Here is a 21,822-nt window from a genome sequence, read left to right as displayed (position 1 = left end):
AGAAACCTATTGACTATTTAGAACATATCATGAACATTCGCCTTTATGTCCAGGCGCAAAGGCGAGCTCACTCCGGCAGAAATCGACCGGACGTATCCACACCAGATAGAGCTGTTTGCCGAGCTGTTCCTCGGTAAACTCGAGCAGGCGGCGGTCTGCCACGCAAACCATCTGCCTGCGCGGACGTCAGGTCGAATGCGAGGATCGGAATTACAGTGTCTTTTGCTTCGCTGCAAAGCCGCACGCGGAGCGTTTGATGCAGGAATTTGGCGGCGAGCCGTTGGATCGGCGCGACAGGGGAGGGCGCAAACTGGATGAGTGGTTTAACGCCAAGCTACGCTATGGAAGTGATCTACTACGCGACGAGCACACGTTGCTCCGTTTCTTATTTGGCGCAGGCACTCTCAACGCGTCTTCTGAGTTCAGAGCCACCTGCATCGTAACACGGTTAATCGAAACCGGTGGACAAAGACCGCAGCTGGCTACCCGCTGAAAGTGGTGGCGTTAAAGTGAACCTTTAAGCAAGAGACCGAAGACGTGCCATGACATCGTTCAGATTCATTCATGCCGCCGACCTGCATTTGGGCAGTCCCTTCAAGGGGCTGTCGGTAAAGGATGAGCAGCTCGCGGCGCTCTTTTCGAGGGCGACCAGACAGGCGGTAACGCTGCTCGTCAGCCGTGCGGTCGAACTCGCCGTCGACTTCGTCGTCATTGCTGGAGACATCTATGACGGGGACTGGAAGGACAACAAGGTCGGTCTGTTCTTCAATCGTGAAATGGGTCGGCTGCAGCGGGCGGGCATTCCAGTCTACCTGATACGTGGAAACCACGATGCTGCGAGCGTGATCACCAAGACGATCACACTACCCGACAACGTGCACGAATTTGCAACGAGCAAGCCTTCCACCTTCCTCATCGACGAGAAGAAGGTCGCCCTCCATGGACAGGGTTTTACGGACCGGGCGGCATACGAAAATCTAGCAATCGGGTATCCTTCGGCAATTGCAGGCTGGTACAACATAGGAGTTCTGCACACCTCAATGACTGGGCGCGAGGGGCATGAGGCCTATGCGCCGTGCTCGGTCGACGATCTGCGATCGCGTGCTTACGATTATTGGGCGCTTGGCCATGTTCATGAATTTGAAATAGTCGCATCCGATCCTCTGGTTGTCTTCCCAGGCAATCTCCAGGGTCGAAGCATCCGTGAGCAAGGCGCAAAGGGTGCAGTACTTGTTACTGTCGATGATGGCATCGCAACCGTTGATCGCCTTATCGTGGACAGCGCCCGATTCATTTCAATCGGTATCGACGTTAGCGAAGACGATCTCGATGTCGATGTATTGAAGCGGATTGAGGAAGAAGCGATCCGCTTGTCGGCGGAATTCGACGGCAAGCCAGTCGCTGCACGCATCCGGATTTCTGGGGCCTGTGCCTTCTACGACGACCTGGCGCGTGATCGAGCGCAGTGGCAGGATGAGGTGCTCGCGGCATGCCAGCGGGCGTACAGTGACATCTGGATCGAGAAACTTGAGCTGCGGCTCTCCTCCTCGGTGCCCGTCGCGGCGACCCCCTTTGCAGGAATTGAGCTTTTCAGGGCGTTAGAGGATCATGGGGAAGATGCTATCCATGTCGATGAGATCCTGATGGAGATCTTGCCGAAGATGCCCGGAGGTCTCGCTACCAACGACAGCCCGCTTGGCCTGACAAATGTCGAACTGGTGAAAGAGGCACGTGAGCTGCTTCTGGCACGAATGGCGACGGCAGGCTGAATCATGCGCTTCGATCGGCTTGATCTTCTCCGATACGGCTCACTTTCGGACCGATCCATCCCGTTTCGGCCGGATGCAAAGTTGCACATCGTTTATGGACCGAATGAGGCGGGCAAGTCCACCTTACTCCGTGCCCTGTCTGATCTCTTGTTCGGCTTTCAGAACGAAGTTGCCGGATTGCACAAGTTCGAGCCATCCATCCTCAGAGTCGGCGCGAGCCTAACGCGACGTGACGGCGCATCGATCGATTTCCGGCGCCGCAAGGGTCGCAAGGCAACATTGGTCTCCAATTCGGAACAAGAGGTGCCTCTCGCGGACGATATTCTTTCTCCCTTTATTGGCGGGGTGAACCGATCAGTCTTTGAAAAGGCTTTCGGAATGGATTCTGCCAGGCTCCGCCACGGGGGAGAGGAGATGGCGACGGGAGATGGCGAGATCGGCCGCCTCCTGTTCTCGGCCGCTTCCGGACTGACGGGGCTCACCCAGCTGCGCAAGAGCTTGGACGGTGAGGCTGACGCGATCTTCTCTCAGCGAAAGTCGAAGGACCGGGCCTTCTATCAGGCGCTCGATCGTCACGAGGCTGCGCGGCAGTCCGAGAAAGTTCATGAGCTCCGTTCGCCCGACTGGAAGCGCCTCTCTGATGAAATCCGTGAGGTCGAGCGCCAGTTGGAAGAGCTTGGGCACGCGCGCCTGCGAACGAAAACGCGACTTGATCTTCTACAGAACCTGCGCATGCTCGAACCGCTTCTGACCGATGTCGATGTAGAGTTGGCCGGACTGGCGGAATTTGACGAGATCGCCGCAGTGCCGAAGGAGATCGAGCAGCAGCTCGAAAACCAACTGGAGCGTCTCCATGAACTCGCCGCGCGAGAAGCTGCTTCTCTTGCGACGAGCGAGCGCATTCGGGACGAGTTTGAGGCACTGCGGCTCGACCCTGCTGTTTTGAACCAGCGAGACCTGATCCACGAGCTTCTCACGGAGAAGGTGGCGTATTCTCAAGCGAAGGCCGATTTCTCGAGAGTCCGGGCAGAGGTAGCGGATTTCGATCTTGAGCTTGCTGGCCTTGGTCGAAGGGCAGGGCACCGGGGTTCGGTCGAGACGCTCATCCAGACACAGCCGGCTGATGCTCAAATCAATCGTCTCAATAGTCTTATCCGCGATGGAAACGAGCTGAAACGCACCGAGACGAGCCTACGGCAGCGCCTGGAAGACCAGACCTCGGAATTCAGCCGTATGCAACGAACCGAAAGCGGTGGCATGCTTCAAGATGTCGGGCCTCTACAGGAACGTCTTGGTGCCCTCCAGCCAGATATCCGATCGCTCGAACGGATTGACGAAATTGATACCGCGCTGGCAAGGGCACGCCAGGATATCAGCGAAGCGAAGGCTCGCCTGGCTCCTCCAGTCCAGGATCTCGAAGCGCTTCTGAAGCTCCCGCTTCCGGACGAAGTTGAATTGGAGAAACACCGCCCAAATCTTGTAGCAGCTGCCGACCGTGTGAAACGTGCCCAGGAAAAGCGGACAGAGCGCCGCTTGGAGCGCGAGGACGTAGTACAGCTCATTTCGGACCTCGAAGATGATCGGCAACTCATTACCCGTTCGATGATCGAAGAAGCGAGGGCTGTTCGCGATGCGGCCATTCAAGGACTTCAGTCTGGTAATCTCTGGGACGGCGCGTTGCCAGTGCTCGTTCGCGAGGCGGACAAACTGTCGGACGGTGCACTTTCGCAAGCTGAAAGAACCGCCCGCCACTCGGCGTTGACGCTGAGGCTGGCTCGACTTGATGGTGACATTGGTACCTGTGATATCGAACTCGAGGCCGCACGGGATCACCAGGAAGGTGTATTGGCCGCATTCACAGGACTTTTCGATCATGCAGGAATCCCGGTTCTCGAAATAGACCAAATGGGCAAATGGCTCCGCGGCATAAATGCCATCGCCAAGAAGCGCGAGAACGTCCGGGACCTGGAAGATCAGCTTCGCATTGTTCAAAGCCGGAATGTCCAAGTTACATCTGAACTTGCGAGCATCGCAGCAGCCATCCGGCTCGAAGCAAAGCTTGCCGGTCCGCTTTCCTCGAACGTCAGGCTCGTGGAGACAAAGCTGGCCGAACTGGCAAAGGCCTGGGATGAGCGGCGCATCGTCCGCGCCCGACAGGAGGCGCTGGAGGGCGACATCGCTGACGGTGAGCGCAAGATCGCTATCTTGGCTACGGAAGTTGATGAGTGGCGGTCGCAATTTGCTGAAACATGCGTTGCTTTCGGGCTTGATGGTGCTCCAACCTTGGAGATGGCTGAAGCTGCAATCCAGGTCTGGAAGGAAATCCCACGCTGTTACGCCGAAAGACAGAACAGACAGCGCCGTGTCGACGGCATGGCACGTAACATAGATCAATTCGAGGAGAAGCTGTCGGGCGTCTGCAAATCGATCGGTGATGATCTTTCCAAACTCGCTCCGTTACTCGCTGTCGATACCTTGCACAAACGAATGACCGACGCACAATCCGCCGAGGATCGTAATCGGCATCTCGCTACAAGCCGAGAACGAGTGTCCGCGGAACTTCAGCAGATAGCCGAAGAAAGCCAGTCGATCAGCCAGGATGTGGCTGCTCAGTTGGCTCGTCTGAATGTCGAGATAGACGGCAGGACACTTCTCGAGCGTCTCGGAAGGCGTCGTGCCGTGGTCGAGAAGCTTGACGACAGTCGGCGGAGGCTGTCGCTGCATTCCAGGGGCATCAGCGAAGACGACATCCGGATAAAACTTTACAATTTCGATCGAGTCGCCGCCGATTTGGAGATCGAGACGCTTGCGGCCGAGGATACCCAACAGTTCGACATGTTCGGCAAGCTCAAGGGAAGACTCGCTGAGCTGGCATCGACAAAAGAGGCGCTCGAGACCGGACTGAGCGCGGAGGAGGCTGCTTTCGACAAAGCATCTGCGGAACAAGAGACACAGGATCTGGCACGGCAGTGGGCAGTTCTGAGGCTCGCCTCAAAACTGCTATCAACCTCTTTGGAACGCTACAGGGAGTCACAGGCAGATCCGCTGCTCGCACGGGCAAGCGAGTACTTCTCCACATTGACGAATGGATCTTTCGTTCGCTTGGTGCAGGAATTCGACGATCAGGATGCGGTAAGGCTAAAAGCAGAACGATCCGACGGCGAGCGGCTTCCGACGAAAGCCCTCAGCGAAGGATCCGCAGATCAGCTTTACCTAGCGTTCCGCCTGGCGTTCATTGAGGACTTCTGCAGTCGCAACGAGCCACTTCCTTTCATAACAGACGATATATTTCAGTCCTTCGATGACGAGCGCAAGGCTTCCGGCTTGAAAACTCTTGCGTCCGGAGGACGGGCGTTCCAGCCGATCTTGTTCACGCACGAGGGCAAGATTGTCGAAATCGCGAATGACTTGCTGCGGGGTGATGTTGATGTCATCAGCTTCGATCGCGTCGCGTCTAGCCTGACAGACGCGTCGAGATGAATCGCTGCAATCCAGAACCCATGGTCAGAACCCGAAATCGTTCAGATCTTCGGCGTTCGCGCTATCCTCGATTCCAATGCGATCCGTCTCTCAATCCCTATCATCCACACGGATGTGGGCGGCACGCCTGCCAAGAAACTTCAAATGCCCCACCCTTCGATTAACATAATGTGTATTATAGTAATTGAGATTATAGTAAGGGCAGGGGGCATTCGCTAGCGAATGCCGCAAAACTCAGGGTTTCTTGCTTGCCTCCGAGCGGTTTGTTAGTTCCTTGATCCCAGTTCATTGTCGTCGAGCGGCAACCGGATACATCTGACGCCGCTCCGTCCACTGTCTTAAAAGCAACATCAGGAATGGAGAGATCGAGCCTGCGTGCGGGTTCGAGATCGTCATCTAGCTCGCGGCACACCATCTTTGCAAACCGTTGCGCTTCCAGCGATGGACTGGCGCGCACAGGACTGCGGTCTATATAGCGGTCCTGTTCGCGGCCTTGACTTCGCGCGTTTTGGCGTCAGCACCGATCAGGGAGCCGATCTTGTCGTCACAAAGTCAACGCATACTCAGCGAGGTATCTAATCACACAGCCGGTTTGATCTGAAGTTTCCATGGCATCTTGGGATCGTATGCTGATTCATGGATCGCTAGGCCGCTTCCTTCGATGTCCATCTGCATCGTGGCCACAAGCCAATCCGAAGGCATCACGCAGGGCAGGATGGCGATAAGCTCGTTCTCCGTGGACAGACCGCTGCGCGTCTGCTGGTCCTCGCGGTCCAGCGTCCAAAGGTACCGTTTCATAAGAATTCTTCAGTCCATGTTTTTCAGTCGGGCGGGCGGTTTACAAGCCGACACGTCTGAAAGCAAGGCACCGGTTGACCGAAGGCTCTTGTCGGCTTCTCGCCCTCATGACTGGTGCAACGGTGTCGCTTACCGACATCGGCAGTCGCCGTAGCACCTCGCTCGACCATCGCTCCTCCTCGCACCGGGTTTTCGGGAGGGCTTCTTCGTTGTCCCCGACAAGATTAGGGGCAAGCGCGCGGATATCGTATGTGAGGTCGACGTCTTCCGAAAAATCGTCTAATGGCGGGGTAGGCCCTCGAGTGCGAAGTCCGCCCCTGAAGACAAGGCTCTCACCGAGCACCGTGGCGTGGAGTGTTCGAAGCGCCCAGACGACCCCGCGTCCTTTTCAAGCAAGTGGACTGGACGCTTCGATCTATCTGACCCAATTGCGAGAACCTCTCGCTTGTCCGCGGATGAGAGCCTGGAAGTGATCAGGCATGCGCCGCCTTTCCGACGCTTCGTGCGAGCCAGGTCGGAAACTGGGGTGCTGCAGCAACAAGCTCGTTGAACGCCTCGGGGGGCAGTTTCCGCTTGATGCTCGAAAGAGCGTCCTCTGCTCGCTCCGGCCCCAGCCAGGCGAGCGCGCGTACAGCGACGCCGGCCGGCCGGCTAGCGAGCGACAACTGCCAGCGAGGGACGTGCTTGAGCTCGACCTTTTGGCTTCCAACGTTCATCGTTCGGCTGCGGCCAGAGGTCAGGTAGATGGAGCGAACCGGAACCTGCGTCGTGAGCCCAAGGGCATTGGCCGCCGCCGCTCCATTCGAAACGATGACCTCGCCACGTTGATGTGCGATTGCCTTGACCGCTTGCTCGACGGTCGGCGGCCTGCTTCCGAACCGGCCTTTGATAGTTTTCATATAAATACCACGCCCAGTCCTGATCAGTTCGCCACGCTCATGCAGGCGCGACAAAGCCTGGTCCACTGCGGCCCGGTTTCCGAGATGCAGGAGGCTTTTTGCGGACAGGGCCATACCCTCCGGCAATTGCTCGGCATAAGCAAGAATTTGAGATGTCAGTCGTCGCATGGTACATCTCCTGTCAGAAAAATATTCAAGTTTCGGACACTCTGCAAGTGAGTCGATCAATGCATTTTACGCCTCGCAAGTGGCGCGGCCGGGCAATCTGCGCTACCCTCTCAAACATTTCGGTGGGCCCGCCCGTGTTTGTTCTTTTGCGGGAGTCTCTATAGATAAGAGCGAGAGAATGGCTCAGGAGGGCCTCGACGATAACGGTCATCCACTTGCAGGCGCTGATCGCGCCCATTGAGAAGCGGGCGGAAGATGCCGCGAAATCTCCTGAGGATGCTGGCCGCCATCTCGTGGAGCTGGCATTGTATTCGCTGACGGTACTCTCGCCCCTGAATACGCGGGCGATGAAGAAGCTGAAGAAGCCGCATCCGCTTGAGTTCCAACTGTCCTGCTTACGTTCTCGGCTACCATGGCTGCGATAAGGCGGGGGCATGGTTGCGCTCACCGGTGCTTCACTCCTACATCCGAAAAGGCGTATGTCTGGGTCGGTTCCGGTATCTACTTTTGGCAAAACGATCCTGAGCGGGCGCTCGAATGGGCCACGGCCAAAGTTGGATCAGGTGCCTATAGCGAGCCGTTCGTGCTCGGTGCAATTATCGATCTCGGTAACTGCCTTGACCTGATTACCCGCAAGTACGCACCTGATCCAAACCAGCTACTCATGCTGAAAAGCCAGATCAAAGCTATCGGCGGCAAAATGCCGGTGAACTCTGATGCCAAGGGCGACAAGAATTCTGACAAGCTGGTTCGCAAACTCGATTGCGCCGTCATCAATTACGTTCACGAAATCGCCAAAGAGGCCGATCTCCCAATCTTACGGCGTTCGGTCAATCCAATCTGAGGATAGGTGGCTTCATGCATCGTCCTTGCAAGTGATAACCCATTGGGATCATTAGCAAGTCGCACTCCATTCTAGAACCCGCCCGGCTACAACCACTGTGGCGGAGGAGTAGGAATGTCCGTTTTGGCGCAAAGTTAAAATGTCACTTTGGGTCACCACACGGCACGACGACCAGCCGTTGACCTCTCTCAATCGGTTCGACTGATCCGCGCGCTTGCCTGAGCAAGGAAGGGCTTGAAAGCGGCTGCGATCTTCGCAAGAAATCCCTTGCTGAACGATCCCAAAATCTCTGCATTCGGGTCGTAGTAAAAGGACTGCTCGGCTATGTCGTGATTGAATTCAGAGACGGTAACCCACGCATCTTTCCACTCACGGATTCCAGCGCGGCGACATTCGAGCTGGGGAATCTCCAAGGCGGTTTGATCGGAACGGGGGGCGGTGCCTGAGATAGCCAATAAGATCAGGTTTGTCTGATTTCCTTTTGGGATTGCCAGAACCATGCAAACCGGGCGTGACTTTCTGCCCTCAGTTTCTCCCTTGTCGCGCTGCCATGTCCACAGATAAGGATAGCGGATGATCGAACCATTGGCCGGAGCCTCAGCCATTGATCTCGCTTCCTTCCGCTATCAGCCGGTCCAGTTCGGGACCGATCAACTTAGCCAATTCGGGGGGGGCTTCATGGGGGCCATAGACCCTGCGCGGATCACCTTTTTGTTTCATGGCCTCGAAATCGTCGTAGGTCATGAGGACGTAGCGGGCCTTGCGATGTTGAGTAATAGCGACTGGCTGGCGATCTGCCGCCATGGTCACGGTCTTAATATCGCGCAGTAATTCTACGGTTGAGAATTTTTCCATCGTGGGCCGCTCCTTCGAATTATGCGAAATATACGATTTATCTGATTATTTTGCAAGGGCAACGCTCGCTGCGCTACGGGTGCCGATGCTCGCTTGAAGACCGTCGATTTGTTGCGGCGACGAACCACGCGCGATCCGGTCGATCACGGACTGCCGGAACCCGGCCGATGGCCATGCGATCAAGCTGTGGCAACACCTGCCGGAGCATCGCGCCAGGCGCAGGCCGCGACATGCCAGGCGTAAAATGCATTGATCGGTTCACTTGCAAAGTGCCCGAAACTTGAATCCGACGGTCGTCGCGAGCCGAGCTCTCGCGTTGCATTCGGTGGGTGATGACACATCGATGGGAATCGTGAAGGAGGCCTGTCACAACGCCTGCTCTCATCCGAGGGCAAGCGAGAGGTTCTCGCAATTGCGTCAGATCGATCGAAGCGTCCAGTCCACTTGCTCGAAAAGGTCGTCTGGGTCGTCTGGGCGCGTCGAACACTCTACGCCACGGCGCTCGGTAAGAGCCTTGTCTTCAAAGGCGGGACTTCGCTCTCGAATGCCTCCGGCGCCATTCGACGATTCTCGGAAGACGTCGATCTCACATACGACATCCGCGCGCTTGCCCCTGATCTTGTCGGGGACAGCGAAGAGACGCTCCCGAAAACCGACCGGGCAGCTTTCCTAATCGTTCGAATCATCCAGCACCACTACGGTGTCGGCTATAGCCGCCACCGACTGATCATGCGTTATAAGTAATATTCCCCGCCTGATAGACAGCGACCTAATCAACTTCAAAATCTCGGCCTTCGTTCTTTCGTCCAGAGCGGAGGTGGCTTCATCAAAAATGAGTATGTCCGCATCGCGATAAATCGCTCTTGCGATCGCGAGCCGTTGGCGTTCGCCACCGGACAGTTTGAAACCCCGTTCCCCAATCTCGGTGTCGTAACCATCGGGAAGTCCTGAAACAAGATCGGCAATTTCCGTTGCTCTGATGGCTGCTTCCATCTTCGCCTGATCGGGGTCGGACGTTAGGCTAACATTGAAACCGAAACTCTCCCGAAACATCACCGTATCTTGCGGGACAACCGCGATCCTTCGTCGCAGTTCAAAGCCGTTGACCTCGTTGATATCCACGCCGTTCGCACCGATTCTGCCCCCGCTTAGGGGCAACGACTTCAAAATGAGGCGGACCAGTGTTGATTTTCCGCTTCCAGATTTTCCAAGCAGTGCAGTGATCTTGCCTTTTTCGATCCGCAAGCTGGCATTGCGGAGCGCCCACCGACCGTCAGTGTACTTATAGCTCACATCGTCGACGTCGATCGCCGAGATAGCGCCAACTGGGCCTAGGTGACGCTGATCTAAATCCTTCTGCTCCGCAAAAACCTCCAGAAACCGCTTCACAGATTCAAAGGACTGCCTGGTATCGCGGTAGGAGAAACTAAAGCCTTCCATCGTGCGGAAGAGCTGCAGGATGTAGGCGTTCGTGAGTACAAGAGCGCCGACGGACAACTCCCCTGCTGTGGAACGCGTAGCTGACAGCCACAGAGCGACCCCGAATCCAAAAAGCAGAACGGCGGATAGAGTGATACCAAGAAAGCCGCGGCTGGAATAGAATTTCCGGAAGCGCAGATGAACATCGTTCAACCGGTCACGATATGATTTGACGATCTCATTTTCGATGACGAGCGTCTTTATCCCTTCGGCGTTCAATATGGCATCACCAGCGGCGCCCTGGGCATCAATCGAGACGTTCAGGGCCATTTTTAGCCGTCTACTCGCCCATTCGGCACCAACGATGAGGGTTAGAACGTAGAGAGCAATCGTAGCAAGGATAATTGCGGATATGTCGGCATCAACAAATGTGAAGACGGCGACTGATGTGATCAGGATCTCAAAAAGCAACGGAGATAATTGAGTAAACACCATTCCGCTGAGAGTTTGCATCCCTGACAAACCTTGGCCGACGATGGAATCAAGTCTCCCCATTGAGCGGTTGACGTGAAAACTGACCGGAAGGTTCAGCAGATGTTGAAGGTAGGTTTCTCGGACCGAATTCAATATTTGATTCTCGGCGGGCTGATAGATGAGCCACCGCTGCTCATTCAGGAATTTGGAGATTCCGAGCGCGATGAGGGAGAACAGGACGAAGCTCAATGCTCCTGTGGATAGCGACCTTTCCGACGAGAGCGCGTCAATGGCTTTTGAAAAAAGCACCGGCGATGCTGCCTGCAAAACGCTCGCAAGGAAAGAAAGCATAACGCTGACAAAGAGGAATACGAAAATCGTTCGGCTGCGTTGGAGCTCAACAATGGAACGCAACAATGCTTTTGCTGCCGCCTTTTGATCGACACGCCCAGAAGAGGAATCTAAGGCAGATGAACTACCCGACTGCCGCGGAGCGATATTCATTGGCAAATAGTCCTTCCGCAATTTCAACGATAGGATCCGCGATGGGCGCTCTCGCTTCAAGGACCCGTGAAAGCGCTTTGCTGTGATGGATCAGACACTGCCGTAGTTCAGAACTTGCGAGTAGATCGGCGATCTCTCTTTCCAAGTGCGCGACGTCTTGTGGGTCATCGACCTTCAGGACATTGATCCGATCCACGAGTTGACTTCCAAAATACACCTTCCCATAGATTTCTCCGCTAAGGATCAACGGTGAGCCGCAGGCTATTACCTCGCGCGGAACCTGTGGCGTGTGGAATGTTATTGGGAAGCGATTTTCCAGAAACGCGACTGCGGAGCAAGATCGGATAAAACCTGACACCCGCCATGGAGCTATCGGCGGCAAGACAATAGAACGGCCCCGCATATATTGTTTCTCGGAAAGATACTTGAAAGCATGGGCAAACCTCTTTGGTGTGGCGCTCCACAAGGCCCGATAGGACACCTTGGTACCCTTGCTTGCCAGAGATTCGAGTGCGTCAATAAGGTTGTAGGTGCCCTTAACCTCTGCGATTTTCCCATAGGAGCCAATCGCGGGCTCATCATTTTCCAGGCCCGCTCGGTTCCACGCGACCAGCTTTTGATAGATGTCGTCATCGAAACCGTAGTTCGAAAACCACTCCTCCGACCTAGCGACAAGTGCCGGTAAATCGAGATCTTGGGAGGGTATGTAAAACGAGCTGTGCAGGGCTCTGCCCTTTGCTCTGAAGATGGCCTCTGTCCTGACGCCGGCTTGTTTCAATAGATTCTCAGTTTGAGCGTTCTTTCCCGTTATGACGGCCGCAATCTCAGACAGAAATTTATCATATGCAGTGCCCAAGGTCGCGACGTTGTGCAGCCGGCCGAGATCGCTGCCTGCATGCCTGAGGACCACCGGGATATTGTACATCCTTCCCAGCAATGATGCCGCGACACCGTAAGGTTCGAAGTACCAGCCGATGATTAGGTTCGGAACAGCGCGCTTGATGCTTTCAATGCCCGCGCCAAGCATTTGGGTTAGAAACGGAGGCGCCCACGGGACATAAGATTGAGTAGGAATGCGCTCCACACTATGGATTGTGCCGCCTCGCTGCTGAAAGCGTTCGATCTCGTCATCCGCTTCCATTGTCATCTGGCGGAACCCGTACTCCATTGCATCTGCATTGGAGATGACGTCGATGGAGTGCCCGGCATCTAGAAAATCACAGGCGGCGAGCCAGGTGCTGCGGGACACGCCCCCTTGAATGGGCGGAATTTTTCCCAAAAGGAGCACATGCATTTGAAATCTCCTCGGCCGCCCCACCTCGGCCATGTCGGCCGAGGTGGACGGCAAATGCATAAGCGTTTAGTGGACAGTGCAGCTCTGGCCAGAGCAACTGTTGCAACCGCTGCACCCTCTGCAGGCGACTGCGTCCGGATCACCATCGGGCCGCGGCCAGTAGGCCGCAGGAGCCGGTTCGTTGAACACCGCCTCGTAGTCAACGAGGAATGCGAGGTAGTGCTCTAAGGTGTTTTCCGACATCTGGCCTTCGACTTCAGGCACGTGGTGCAGGAACCTACCAGCTACAGCATCGCAGAAGGCGGCATATTCGCGAGTGAAGATGACGAAGGTATGCCACAATTCATCGACAGCGCCGGTCATGCCGTAGCGCTTGCCGTGCTGTGTCGCAGTCCCGCAAAGCGCCAGAAAGCGCAGCATTTCGCGTCGATGGTCCTGGGCGATTTCCATCGAAAGCCCTTCTTCCTTGCAATAGCGGGCAAGAATCGGTGCGAGGGCGAAGCCTTCGGCAACATCCGTCCGGCGGCGAGCATCTTCATTGAAGCCCTCGATAGTCGATGCATAGCCGACGACTTGTCTCGGTGGAGCTTCAGCATCAGCGCGTTGCGTCGCATCGGGGGCCTCGGCGACCGCATTGCAGTCTTCGATTGCTTCTTGAAGCATCGTTCAATCTCCTGATTCATCAAATCTCAAAGGTTAGCTCGTCAGTGTACGGTGCAGGATCCTCCACCACCGCAACCGCTGCACGCGCTGCACCCTCTGCAGGCGACAGCGTCCGGATCACCATCGGGCCGCGGCCAGTAGGCCGCAGGAGCCGGTTCGTTGAACACCGCCTCGTAGTCAACGAGGAATGCGAGGTAGTGCTCAAAGGTGTTTTCCGACATCTGGCCTTCGACTTCAGGCACGTGGTGCAGGAACCTTCCAGCTACAGCATCGCAGAAGGCGGCGTATTCGCGAGTGAAGATGACGAAGGTATGCCACAATTCATCGACAGCGCCGGTCATGCCGTAGCGCTTGCCGTGCAGTGTCGCAGTCCCGCAAAGCGCCAGAAAGCGCAGCATTTCGCGTCGATGGTCCTGGGCGATTTCCATCGAAAGCCCTTCTTCCTTGCAATAACGGGCAAGAATCGGTGCAAGGGCGAACCGATCTGCAATCTCGGCACGCCGCTGCGCATCTTCGACGTAACCCGGAATGACCTGTGCATGGCCGCTTGTGTGCGTACCGGAACTGTCTTTCTCCGGCGAGGCAACGGGCGATATGGGAGGCATGGCAGCAGCCAGCTCGCCTGAAATTCGCGTCTGTGTCATTTCTTTCCTCCTTCACTGACCTTCTCAGTGCAAGGGGATGTTGACACATCTTTTGAATTACGAAATGTCTATTTCAATATTTTAATGAAATAATTAGAATATAACTAGGATATATCCAGGTTATATACTTGCTTCTTCCGATGATTGTCAACAAATGAATGGTATAGTTCCGTAAGGTCTGAGGAATAATACTTCCGGAATTCTCTGTTCATTCTGTATATTTTTGCATATTCCCGTTTGATGACCATTGCTTTCATCTTGCCGATATACTCTGCGATCAAGGAGATATCTTCCCTCAGGTGAAAACTCTGGTATCGAAAAGGTCGCGTGCGCCTCAGCTCTCGAAGAAAACAGCCGTAGAAATGTTCCCTCATCAGCCGAGCTGCAAAGATCTCAAGAGCTTCGTCAACAGACTTGGCTGTAATATCGTTACCCTCAGCAATGTATTCAATAATACAGTCGTCGACAGATGTGTCTGCTGGCCTGCTTGCTATATTAATTCTCAAATTAAGCTGGTAGATGTGATAAAGTATATCATAGCTGTCGATCAGCGTATTTAAGCTGATCAGCGACGGCACAAAACCTCTTGATTTGTTGTACTCCACTAAGTCTTCCGCTGCCAAGCGGATCAGCGCCTCTCGGACCGGAAGGGCGCTAACTTTATGGAGTGTGGCCAGACTTTGAATATGGATAAAGGTGTTTGGCGGAAGTCGCCCGTCGAAGACTTGCTCTCTAATCGCGAGATACACATGGTGGTCAGCGCTATTCACTTTGATCCCCCTTTCAAGGCCTAAGGATCGCAAAGAGCGTTCAGCGTTGGTCAAAGCTCATAACTTGGAGCCGGGGCGCCAACCGATTGAATATTGTCTCAAGGATTTCCAGTTTTCATATCCGCAGAACTACCAATGCGAGTATAATTGACACCATTCGCGTACGGTGATGAGCTCCTGCATTCGGGAGAGATGGCATTGGGGTCCCTTCACCAATCGTTCCTCCTGTCCCAATCAACAAGGTCCACTCGCCCATCCACCGGTCCCGGTAGGGACGATGGTTGCCCATCGCCCCCCGGCCAGATCCGTACGTGCGGCACTACCGCATACGGCTCCTATCGGATGTCTTGACGGTGAGCCGAGCATCTGGATGCGGATGCACCAGCCGACATGGTGGCAGGTACTTGCGAAGCAGCCTTTGGAAACGATCCCAAGACAATCGGTTTCGCTGGCTTCGACGCATCAGAGCGTGTCGCCAAGCGCGACCAACTTCCCAGCGGAACCCACCCAGTCTTCTTAGATTGCCAGGAACCGCATGGTAGTTCAAATACCCCTGTAACACTTGCCGTAGCCACCGACCTACTACTGCCACCGGTTCATGGCGGCGTCGCATTAGCGTTCCCCGAATGGCCTCCAGCGTCGTGCGCATGCGCTTCTTGATCGTCAGACGGACAATCTTGAAGCCCCCATCATTGCGCCGTCTGCCACAGCAATGTGTGAATCCCAGAAAGTCGAAGGTCTCTGGCTTGCGGATACCACGCTCCCGGCAGTTTCGCGCAGCATACCGCCCAAAGCGTATTAGCCGCGTCTTTTCCGGGTGTAGCTGCAAACCAAACTGCGCGAGACGCTCCCGCAATGCTTGCATGAAACGCTGCGCCTCTCCTTCGTACTGGAACCCAATCACGCTGTCGTCGGCATAACGTACAATGATCACGTCGCCTTTAGCATCTCGAGTACGCCATTGCTGGACCCATAAATCCAATGCGTAATGCAGATAGATATTCGATAGCACCGGGCTAATTACAGAGCCCTGAGGAGTTCCTCGCGTTGATGCTACGCGACGGTCATCCTCAATCGTGCCCGCTTTCAACCATTTGTGGATCAGACGTATCAGCCGGCGGTCACCAACTCGATGCGACAGGAAACGAAGCATCCACTCGTGATCGATTTCATCGTAAAACGAGCGAATGTCTGCATCCAGTATCCAGTTGATCTTCCGCTTGTCGATCCCAACCCACAAGGCGTCCAGCGCGTCATGCTGTCCTCTTCCTTGTCGGAACCCATATGAGAAGCCGAGGAAGTCTTGCTCATAGATCGCGTTCAGAACCGTGGATACGGCCATCTGCACGACCTTTTCTTCCAGCGCTGCAATGCCGAGGGGACGGAGTCTTCCGTCATTCTTCGGAATGTAGACCCGTCGGGACGGTTGTGCACGATATGCACCGGATTGGATCTCCCGGTGCAGTTCGTGCACGCGCCCTTCGAGAGTCTTCTCATAGTCGTACCACGTCACTCCATCCACACCGCTCGCCGCCTGCTTGCGAAGCGCATGAAAGCTCTTCACCAATAGCGCCGGAGTGATGTGGTGCATCAACGCCGTGAAACGCATCTTCGGGTTCCGCTTGGCGGCTTCCCGTACACCTTCAATCCCCATCGAAGCGTGTCTTATCCGGCTCTGTGTCCGGCACGCTGGAGTCTCGAAGGCGTTCCCTCCGATTACACCCCTTCCCTCCGTTGCCTCCGCAGGATCGTCTCCTTTGTTCGGCAACATCTGCGGTACTATGGGCGTATCCGACTTCTCATCCGCGTTGACGACTGGATTGTGATCAACGACCTTCCCAGTCCCGTCCAGTCCATTCGCACTGGACACTGATGAGATCTCGCTGCTTCCGTATGAAAGACTTCCCGACATGCACAGGGTCTCCGACCGCGCGGGATCGGGGCATGGCTTGCGATTGACGCCATGCACCGTGTTGCCTTCCGCTTCGCTTAACAGCGTCGGCATCCCGAATTGATCATTTCGCGGCTCAATGGCCGGCCTGCCGGTTTCCCCTGTCAACGCTTCGACGCACACCTCGCGATGTGCCCCGCATGACTCGGGGTCAGAGTGATTCGCCACTTCTTCTCTGTATTGAACTTTCATCAACTATCTTTCATCGGCTTTGCAGCCGCACTAAGCGCGATTTTCGATGCGCATTGACGACGGCAATACCGATGAACGTGCGCGCATTGGTACCGAGATCCGGCTCTATCCGGCCGCAGTAGTCTTGGAGTTGAACGGCAGCAGGTCGACGATTTCGGCCGCTTCGCCCCGCTGCGGCAGCTAACTGGGGTGATACTCCTCGGCCTGCTGATGGCTCGGCATTCGCCGCCACCTTCGAAGATCAACAAAGCTGAGGGAGTAGAAGGGCAGGGGGCATGACTTGGGAATTGACCGTCGAGCAGATCGCGAGGACCTGGTGTCAGATCCGATCATCGATCTCGTCCGGGAGCTACACGCTGCCGAGAAGGGTAGTGAAGATTACGAGAAGCTGCGCGAGATCGTCAGGCAGCTTGCGCTCAAAGCCAACGGGGTTCTCTACCGGATTGCTGCGAACAGGACCGCCGCGCAATTGCCACCCGGCGCGTTCGCGGAGGAAGATGGAGATCCTGAGGAGAAGCCAATCGAGGGGGCACCCGATCGATTTCAGGATCGCTCTACACGGCAAAAGAACCCCGCAGTGTGAGCCGCGGGGTCAAGGCAGAGATAAGGAACGGAAGATGCCAGAGGGCTTCAAGGCCGTCTCCCGCAGCCTGTTGCACCCAGTGTCGTCGCCGGCGGAACTTGGCACAAGCTGCAATTTGCACCCGACGGCCGAAAGCATTACGTTGATATCAGGAACGGAGAGCGATCAACGATGCTGCTGCGGAAGTATCACGAGAACAAGGAAGCCCTGATGAACATCGGCAAAGAAGCTCTTGCCGAGAGGCGTCGGCTGGGCCTGCCGATCTCTGCCAAGGACCTCGAAAACGAGCGCAAGGATCGCGCCGAACACGAGCAGGAAGAGCGCATTCCCGCTGCCATGGGGCAGTGATCGCTTCATGCCGGAACTGTCGGCATCATCCTCGGAGGCCCGAACGGCTCCGGCAAATCCTCAGCGTTTGCGAAGCTCAAGCTCGAAGGTGTCTGGATCAACGCCGATGAGATCGCGCGGGCATTGCCCGAATCCGACGATAAGATCACATTCCCAGTGTGTGAGTTCATGCTGAACCGCGACTTTTGTGGCTCATCAAGCTAGCCGGCATGTCTGATCTGCGCGAGCAGTTTCTTTCAGAAGACTTCGGCCGGGGTTCGATAGCCAAGGCATTTGCGGGGTGTTGCGTTAAGCCGGTTGCAGATCTCGATCAGATCGGCATCTGTGACCGATAATGGATCGACCTCTCTCGAAAGCCATTTCCGGACGCGGCCATTGGTATTCTCGACGGTGCCTTTCTGCCACGGCGATTGCGGGTCGCAGAACATGGGGTAATCGCGGCGCGATCGTCCCAGGTCATTTCAAAAGATGATAGCTATCGGGGTGGTTGCTCCCGATAAGATGGGAAAACGGGCTCACGATTGGAACCGGGCCCAAACATCGAAGGAGAGCAACCATGGACCAATATATCGGGCCGACATACGCTTGCTTTCACATCGAATTGAAGCGCTGAGCAAAGACTGAGAACTCGCAATATAGCCGATCCGAATCCGTGCAATGACGATGTGCCCGGAGCTCATTCGACGCGTTTAAACATGCTTGACTCGCAATGCGCGATTAGACAACCAGGTTTGGGTGCCGATGCTCGCCTGAAGATACGGCCAATCCGTAAACTCCGTGCCACGGTCGAAGGTGATCGAGCGACGGGCTAGATGAGGTAGGGCCTTGAGGGCCTGTATGAGGCCGTCCATGACCGGACGTGACTGACGGTCGTTGTTACGCAGGAAGATCGCAAATCGGCTAACGCGCTCGACGAGCGACGTGACGTTGGCCTTTCCAAACTTCTTGCGGAACTGGATAAGATCACATTCCCAGTGCCCAAACTGTTTGCGGTCAGCGACAGTGTCGGGACGACGCAAAATGTTCAGATCCGAGCTAAAGCGTTGACCGTGCTTGCGTCTGGCATGTCTTGGCCTGCGCCTGGCACGACGCTCCGGCAGATGTCGCCACAGCTTGATCGCCTGGCCGTCGGCCGAGTATGCGAATTTGTAGATCGTCTCGTGGCTCACCGAGATCGGATGGTGCTCCAGGCGCATCCGACCGGCAATCTGCTGCGGTGACCAGCCGTCTACGATCCGCTCGATCACCGATTGCCGGACATGCGAGAAGCGCGCGAGCTTGCGCAGCTTTAACCGGCGATCACAGGCCATCTGATGCGCGGTCACGCAGTAGTAGCCGCTGAGATCAGGAACTTCCTTGTCGACGAATATGTTGCGCCGGACTTCGCGAAAGATCATCGAACGATGCCTTCCGAGCTTCTCTGCAATGGCGTCAATACTGAGCCCAGCCAACCTCCAACGGGCAATCTTACGGCGTTCGTCCAATCCAATCTGAGAGTAGGTGCGCTTCATTGCATCGTCCTTGCAATTGATAACCCATTGGGATCATTAGCAAGTCGCACTTCATTCTAGAACCCACCCGGCTACACCCCGTGTGGCGGCAAGGTTGAAATGTCCGCCGGTTTGCAAAGTAGAAATGTCACCTTGGGCGGGTCTTCAGCCATTTAGAAATGCGACACTCACCATGTCCACTTGCACTGAGGCAAGCCCCCGACCGGACCGGCTGGGCCAGGTTGCAAGGGAAGGGAGGGGGCGGGTGATAGACGCTATCGCGCCGGTTGCTTGGTCGTGATCGCTTCTTTGAAACAAGGCCGGCCGGACCATCCCGGTCATAGGCCCGCAGCAGTCGATGGACCTGACTTCGACTGAGGTCGAGCCGTTCGGCAGCCTGGACAACGCTTAGGCGTTGGTCACGGATCTTCTGGATAAGTTCAAGACGATGCAACTCTTTCTGCGACATGGTGATCAAACAAGACATCACGACTCCGACCGTTCATGGTCTCGACCAGGCTGAAGATCGTCATCCTTGCTCCCAACGTTGGATTTGACCAGTGCGTCGAAAGGCGAGACTGTCGCATCTCTAACTGGCCCAACTGTCGCATTACTAAATAGCTCTGTGACTTCTAATGTAAATGCAACAAGGGCTTAAAGGCTACTACAGGGCAGGGAGATCAGCCCCCGATCCGACCGGCTGGGCCGGGTTGAAAGGGCGGAGCGGGGGCGGGTGATAACATACCCCTTCGGCTTTAGCTTTCTCACTAGCAATTGTTCTTTTACCGCTCGATACTCGCTGGGACTTTCATGGCGCAGTTGGGGATCAAAGCCAGACGATGCTTCCGGAAATTAACCTGCAGGGGGACGTCGACATCGCCGCGCTGTCACCACTTCTTCGCGGCATGCTTCTTTCGGTTGCCTATGCTGACGGTGAGGGTGGCATAGGATTGACGGCGACCGGTGCCATGAACCGCAAGTTCGTGCATTGGGCCGCTGTTAACTTCCTCTGGCCAGGATTCACAGCCGAGGACCTCTACAGCATGAGCAAGGTGCTCAATGAAAGCGACATGCCGCCGCTTTGGGTCGTGCGCGACATGGCCCGTCATCTGAAGCTTCTTCGCCGGAAAAAGGATGTGCTGCTGCCAACCAGACGCGGCCGGGCGTTTTTGGTGAACCCGCAAGCGTTCTTCGATCTGGTCGCCACGGATTATCTCTATTCCTATGTCCACGCCACCGAGCGGGAAGAGGAGGTCCGAGCGCGGTTACGCTGGTGGCGCATGTTCCTCAATCTTCTCAATATCAAGGCCAGAGAAGGTTGCACGCCAATGGAGGTTGTGAAAATCCTCTATCCAGACCTGGCGCCTTTGTCGGACACCGAAATGACCCTAGAAGCCTGGGAGTTGAAATCCGATCTTCAGTATGGCGTCTTCCAACGCTTGTGCTGGCTCGGCTTGCTCTACGAGGCACGAGAGGGGCTCACTCTTTTCCAGGACGGATCCTTCCACAAGACGCCACTTTGGCCAGCTTGCCTGCAGTTGGAATCGGATACGCAAAGCGATATCGGCGTCCATTGACAATCTCTATTCTGCTGCTGGCTGCCTAATAACGCTTTCTCTCGCCGCGCAATCACTGCAGGATCATTCATGAAATCCGTCCTCCGCCCCGGCTTGCCGTCATTTGTTCACTTCACGCCTGAACACTTCAGCTGGGGTGCGGAAACCAAGGCATTTTCTCGGCGTACTGTTCAACCGATCGATCAGTGATCGTATCGATTCATCAGGAACTGACAGGACAGCAGTATCCCTCGGCAGGTAACGCCGAATCCGCCGATTCATGTTCTCAACCGAGCCTTTTTGCCAGGGCGCAGACGGATCGCAGAACCATGCATCGGTTCCCATTCCTTGCTTCAGTCGCCGCCAGGAGACGAATTCAAATCCGCGATCAAACGTCAAACTTTGCCGGGCATGCTTGGGCAGGGGGCTGAGCGCGTTGATGAGGCGCTCCATGATCGGCTTGGACTGCCGGTCGTTGTTCTTGAACAGCACGGTGAACCGGCTCGTCCGCTCAACAACCGTTGCCACATTGGCATTGCCCTGAACCCTTTCGAAGATCATGAGATCGGCTTCCCAGTGACCGAATTCCTTGCGATCGTTGATGGCTTCCGGCCGATGTTTGATCGAACGCTCATCTGGAAAGACTGGATTCTGCGGCTTGCGAGCATATCGCGGCCGGCGCTTTCTCCGCCGTTCCGGGAGAAGCCGCGCGAGTTGCTGCCGTTGTCCTTCTGGTGAATAGACATACCGGTAGATCGTCTCGTGACAGACGCTTGCCTTGGCCGCTGGTTCGATCTTCAGTCGTCCAGCAATCTGTTCCGGCGACCAGCCGGATTCCAACTTTCCGATCACTTCGTTCCGCAGATCCTCGCGACGAAAGAGCTTGCCGATCCGCCGGCGCCTGTCGCGCGCCATGTCGTTGGCGGTCATCGCCCAGTAGCCCTCGGCATCGGGGAATTCCTGATCGTGCCAGTAGTTGCGTTTGATCTCCCGGGAGATGGTCGCACGGTCCCGGCCGAGGCGTCTGGCGATCTCAGACTGGCTAAACTTCTGATCCAACATCCTGGAAATCGATCGGCGTTCGTCAAAACTCAAATGGGAAAAGGTACGGATCAAACTAT

General features: G+C 55.8%; 18 protein-coding genes and 3 pseudogenes. 8 read left to right on the top strand and 13 right to left on the bottom strand.

All coding sequences use genetic code 11. The features are described 5' to 3' along the window. Positions 1 to 542: 542 nt before the first annotated feature. Together IB244_RS01635 and IB244_RS01630 are read left to right on the top strand one after the other, a co-directional pair. A complete protein-coding gene (locus IB244_RS01635) occupies positions 543 to 1,769 on the top strand; it encodes an exonuclease SbcCD subunit D (RefSeq protein WP_192302968.1) in 1,227 nt (408 codons plus the stop codon). 3 nt (positions 1,770 to 1,772) lie between these two features. Then, positions 1,773 to 5,249: an ATP-binding protein gene (locus IB244_RS01630; protein WP_192302966.1), complete on the top strand. Its 3,477-nt coding sequence runs from the start codon at positions 1,773 to 1,775 to the stop codon at positions 5,247 to 5,249. Between the two features lie 579 nt (positions 5,250 to 5,828). On the opposite strand, the gene IB244_RS01625 is transcribed toward IB244_RS01630, so the two are convergent. After that, on the bottom strand, positions 5,829 to 6,047 hold the full coding sequence (locus tag IB244_RS01625) for a hypothetical protein (protein WP_192302964.1): 219 nt from the start codon (positions 6,045 to 6,047) through the stop codon (positions 5,829 to 5,831). Positions 6,048 to 6,520: 473 nt separating this feature from the next. After that, complete coding sequence (locus tag IB244_RS01620) at positions 6,521 to 7,114, bottom strand: DUF6088 family protein (RefSeq protein ID WP_192302963.1); 594 nt, start codon at positions 7,112 to 7,114, stop codon at positions 6,521 to 6,523. A 215-nt stretch (positions 7,115 to 7,329) separates the two neighbouring features. Here IB244_RS01620 and IB244_RS31875 point away from each other — a divergent pair, with 215 nt between their 5' ends. Both IB244_RS31875 and IB244_RS01615 read left to right on the top strand, forming a co-directional pair. Further along, on the top strand, positions 7,330 to 7,539 hold the full coding sequence (locus IB244_RS31875) for a hypothetical protein (RefSeq protein ID WP_210334213.1): 210 nt from the start codon (positions 7,330 to 7,332) through the stop codon (positions 7,537 to 7,539). Beyond that, positions 7,527 to 7,958, top strand: a complete 432-nt coding sequence (locus IB244_RS01615) for a hypothetical protein (RefSeq protein ID WP_246734273.1) — start codon at positions 7,527 to 7,529, stop codon at positions 7,956 to 7,958. Before IB244_RS31875 ends, IB244_RS01615 begins: the two co-directional genes overlap by 13 nt. A gap of 188 nt (positions 7,959 to 8,146) precedes the next feature. Here the strand turns inward: IB244_RS01615 and IB244_RS01610 are convergent, their stop codons facing one another. Both IB244_RS01610 and IB244_RS01605 read right to left on the bottom strand, forming a co-directional pair. Then, complete coding sequence (locus IB244_RS01610) at positions 8,147 to 8,563, bottom strand: hypothetical protein (RefSeq protein WP_192302962.1); 417 nt, start codon at positions 8,561 to 8,563, stop codon at positions 8,147 to 8,149. Further along, positions 8,556 to 8,813 carry a type II toxin-antitoxin system Phd/YefM family antitoxin gene (locus tag IB244_RS01605; protein ID WP_192302961.1) on the bottom strand — a complete coding sequence of 86 codons (258 nt, stop codon included), beginning with the start codon at positions 8,811 to 8,813 and terminating at the stop codon, positions 8,556 to 8,558. Before IB244_RS01605 ends, IB244_RS01610 begins: the two co-directional genes overlap by 8 nt. A 363-nt stretch (positions 8,814 to 9,176) precedes the next feature. Here IB244_RS01605 and IB244_RS01600 point away from each other — a divergent pair. Further along, a pseudogene (locus IB244_RS01600) lies at positions 9,177 to 9,467 on the top strand (nucleotidyl transferase AbiEii/AbiGii toxin family protein); the annotation flags it as partial. 15 nt (positions 9,468 to 9,482) lie between these two features. On the opposite strand, the gene IB244_RS01595 reads toward IB244_RS01600, so the two are convergent. From IB244_RS01595 to ltrA, 6 genes are all read right to left on the bottom strand, one after another. After that, a complete protein-coding gene (locus tag IB244_RS01595; RefSeq protein WP_192302960.1) occupies positions 9,483 to 11,210 on the bottom strand; it encodes an ABC transporter ATP-binding protein in 1,728 nt (575 codons plus the stop codon). Further along, complete coding sequence (locus IB244_RS01590; protein WP_192302959.1) at positions 11,182 to 12,504, bottom strand: hypothetical protein; 1,323 nt, start codon at positions 12,502 to 12,504, stop codon at positions 11,182 to 11,184. Before IB244_RS01590 ends, IB244_RS01595 begins: the two co-directional genes overlap by 29 nt. 66 nt (positions 12,505 to 12,570) lie before the next feature. Then, positions 12,571 to 13,167 carry a glycine-rich domain-containing protein gene (locus IB244_RS01585; RefSeq protein WP_192303158.1) on the bottom strand — a complete coding sequence of 199 codons (597 nt, stop codon included), beginning with the start codon at positions 13,165 to 13,167 and terminating at the stop codon, positions 12,571 to 12,573. Between the two features lie 41 nt (positions 13,168 to 13,208). After that, complete coding sequence (locus tag IB244_RS01580) at positions 13,209 to 13,811, bottom strand: glycine-rich domain-containing protein (protein ID WP_192303156.1); 603 nt, start codon at positions 13,809 to 13,811, stop codon at positions 13,209 to 13,211. A gap of 104 nt (positions 13,812 to 13,915) precedes the next feature. Further along, positions 13,916 to 14,581 (bottom strand): GntR family transcriptional regulator, encoded by a 666-nt coding sequence (locus tag IB244_RS01575; protein WP_192302958.1) that lies wholly within the window; start codon positions 14,579 to 14,581, stop codon positions 13,916 to 13,918. Between the two features lie 319 nt (positions 14,582 to 14,900). After that, the gene (gene ltrA / locus IB244_RS01570; protein ID WP_192303130.1) at positions 14,901 to 16,724 is read right to left on the bottom strand and encodes a group II intron reverse transcriptase/maturase; all 1,824 of its coding nucleotides are present in this window, start codon (positions 16,722 to 16,724) and stop codon (positions 14,901 to 14,903) included. A gap of 280 nt (positions 16,725 to 17,004) precedes the next feature. Here ltrA and IB244_RS01565 point away from each other — a divergent pair, with 280 nt between their 5' ends. Next, positions 17,005 to 17,307: a hypothetical protein gene (locus IB244_RS01565; RefSeq protein ID WP_210334197.1), complete on the top strand. Its 303-nt coding sequence runs from the start codon at positions 17,005 to 17,007 to the stop codon at positions 17,305 to 17,307. Positions 17,308 to 17,478: 171 nt separating this feature from the next. Continuing rightward, a complete protein-coding gene (locus IB244_RS01560; RefSeq protein WP_192302954.1) occupies positions 17,479 to 17,655 on the top strand; it encodes a hypothetical protein in 177 nt (58 codons plus the stop codon). Between the two features lie 725 nt (positions 17,656 to 18,380). On the opposite strand, the pseudogene IB244_RS01550 reads toward IB244_RS01560, so the two are convergent. After that, positions 18,381 to 19,166 (bottom strand): annotated as a pseudogene (locus tag IB244_RS01550) (IS30 family transposase); the annotation flags it as partial. A 253-nt stretch (positions 19,167 to 19,419) separates the two neighbouring features. Then, positions 19,420 to 19,632 (bottom strand): annotated as a pseudogene (locus IB244_RS01545) (helix-turn-helix domain-containing protein); the annotation flags it as partial. Between the two features lie 352 nt (positions 19,633 to 19,984). On the opposite strand from IB244_RS01545, the gene IB244_RS01540 reads away from it, so the two are divergent. Then, positions 19,985 to 20,722 (top strand): hypothetical protein, encoded by a 738-nt coding sequence (locus IB244_RS01540; RefSeq protein ID WP_192302952.1) that lies wholly within the window; start codon positions 19,985 to 19,987, stop codon positions 20,720 to 20,722. Positions 20,723 to 20,821: 99 nt separating this feature from the next. Here the strand turns inward: IB244_RS01540 and IB244_RS01535 are convergent, their stop codons facing one another. Beyond that, complete coding sequence (locus IB244_RS01535) at positions 20,822 to 21,817, bottom strand: IS30 family transposase (protein WP_192302950.1); 996 nt, start codon at positions 21,815 to 21,817, stop codon at positions 20,822 to 20,824. Positions 21,818 to 21,822: the final 5 nt, after the last annotated feature.

The organism is Rhizobium sp. RHZ02, assembly GCF_014851575.1.
In the GTDB taxonomy this organism is placed as follows: domain Bacteria; phylum Pseudomonadota; class Alphaproteobacteria; order Rhizobiales; family Rhizobiaceae; genus Rhizobium; species Rhizobium altiplani.
This window is presented reverse-complemented; position numbering and strand designations above follow the sequence as displayed.

What these genes read in the sequence shown, in the direction of transcription:
- IB244_RS01635 (WP_192302968.1), top strand. Translation starts at nt 543, where the DNA reads ATGACATCGTTCAGATTCATTCATGCCGCCGACCTGCATTTGGGCAGT.
- IB244_RS01630 (WP_192302966.1), top strand. Translation starts at nt 1,773, where the DNA reads ATGCGCTTCGATCGGCTTGATCTTCTCCGATACGGCTCACTTTCGGAC.
- IB244_RS01625 (WP_192302964.1), bottom strand. Translation starts at nt 6,047, where the DNA reads ATGAAACGGTACCTTTGGACGCTGGACCGCGAGGACCAGCAGACGCGC.
- IB244_RS01620 (WP_192302963.1), bottom strand. Translation starts at nt 7,114, where the DNA reads ATGCGACGACTGACATCTCAAATTCTTGCTTATGCCGAGCAATTGCCG.
- IB244_RS01615 (WP_246734273.1), top strand. Translation starts at nt 7,527, where the DNA reads ATGGCTGCGATAAGGCGGGGGCATGGTTGCGCTCACCGGTGCTTCACT.
- IB244_RS01610 (WP_192302962.1), bottom strand. Translation starts at nt 8,563, where the DNA reads ATGGCTGAGGCTCCGGCCAATGGTTCGATCATCCGCTATCCTTATCTG.
- IB244_RS01605 (WP_192302961.1), bottom strand. Translation starts at nt 8,813, where the DNA reads ATGGAAAAATTCTCAACCGTAGAATTACTGCGCGATATTAAGACCGTG.
- IB244_RS01595 (WP_192302960.1), bottom strand. Translation starts at nt 11,210, where the DNA reads ATGAATATCGCTCCGCGGCAGTCGGGTAGTTCATCTGCCTTAGATTCC.
- IB244_RS01590 (WP_192302959.1), bottom strand. Translation starts at nt 12,504, where the DNA reads ATGCATGTGCTCCTTTTGGGAAAAATTCCGCCCATTCAAGGGGGCGTG.
- IB244_RS01585 (WP_192303158.1), bottom strand. Translation starts at nt 13,167, where the DNA reads ATGCTTCAAGAAGCAATCGAAGACTGCAATGCGGTCGCCGAGGCCCCC.
- IB244_RS01580 (WP_192303156.1), bottom strand. Translation starts at nt 13,811, where the DNA reads ATGACACAGACGCGAATTTCAGGCGAGCTGGCTGCTGCCATGCCTCCC.
- ltrA (WP_192303130.1), bottom strand. Translation starts at nt 16,724, where the DNA reads ATGAAAGTTCAATACAGAGAAGAAGTGGCGAATCACTCTGACCCCGAG.
- IB244_RS01560 (WP_192302954.1), top strand. Translation starts at nt 17,479, where the DNA reads ATGCTGCTGCGGAAGTATCACGAGAACAAGGAAGCCCTGATGAACATC.
- IB244_RS01540 (WP_192302952.1), top strand. Translation starts at nt 19,985, where the DNA reads ATGCTTCCGGAAATTAACCTGCAGGGGGACGTCGACATCGCCGCGCTG.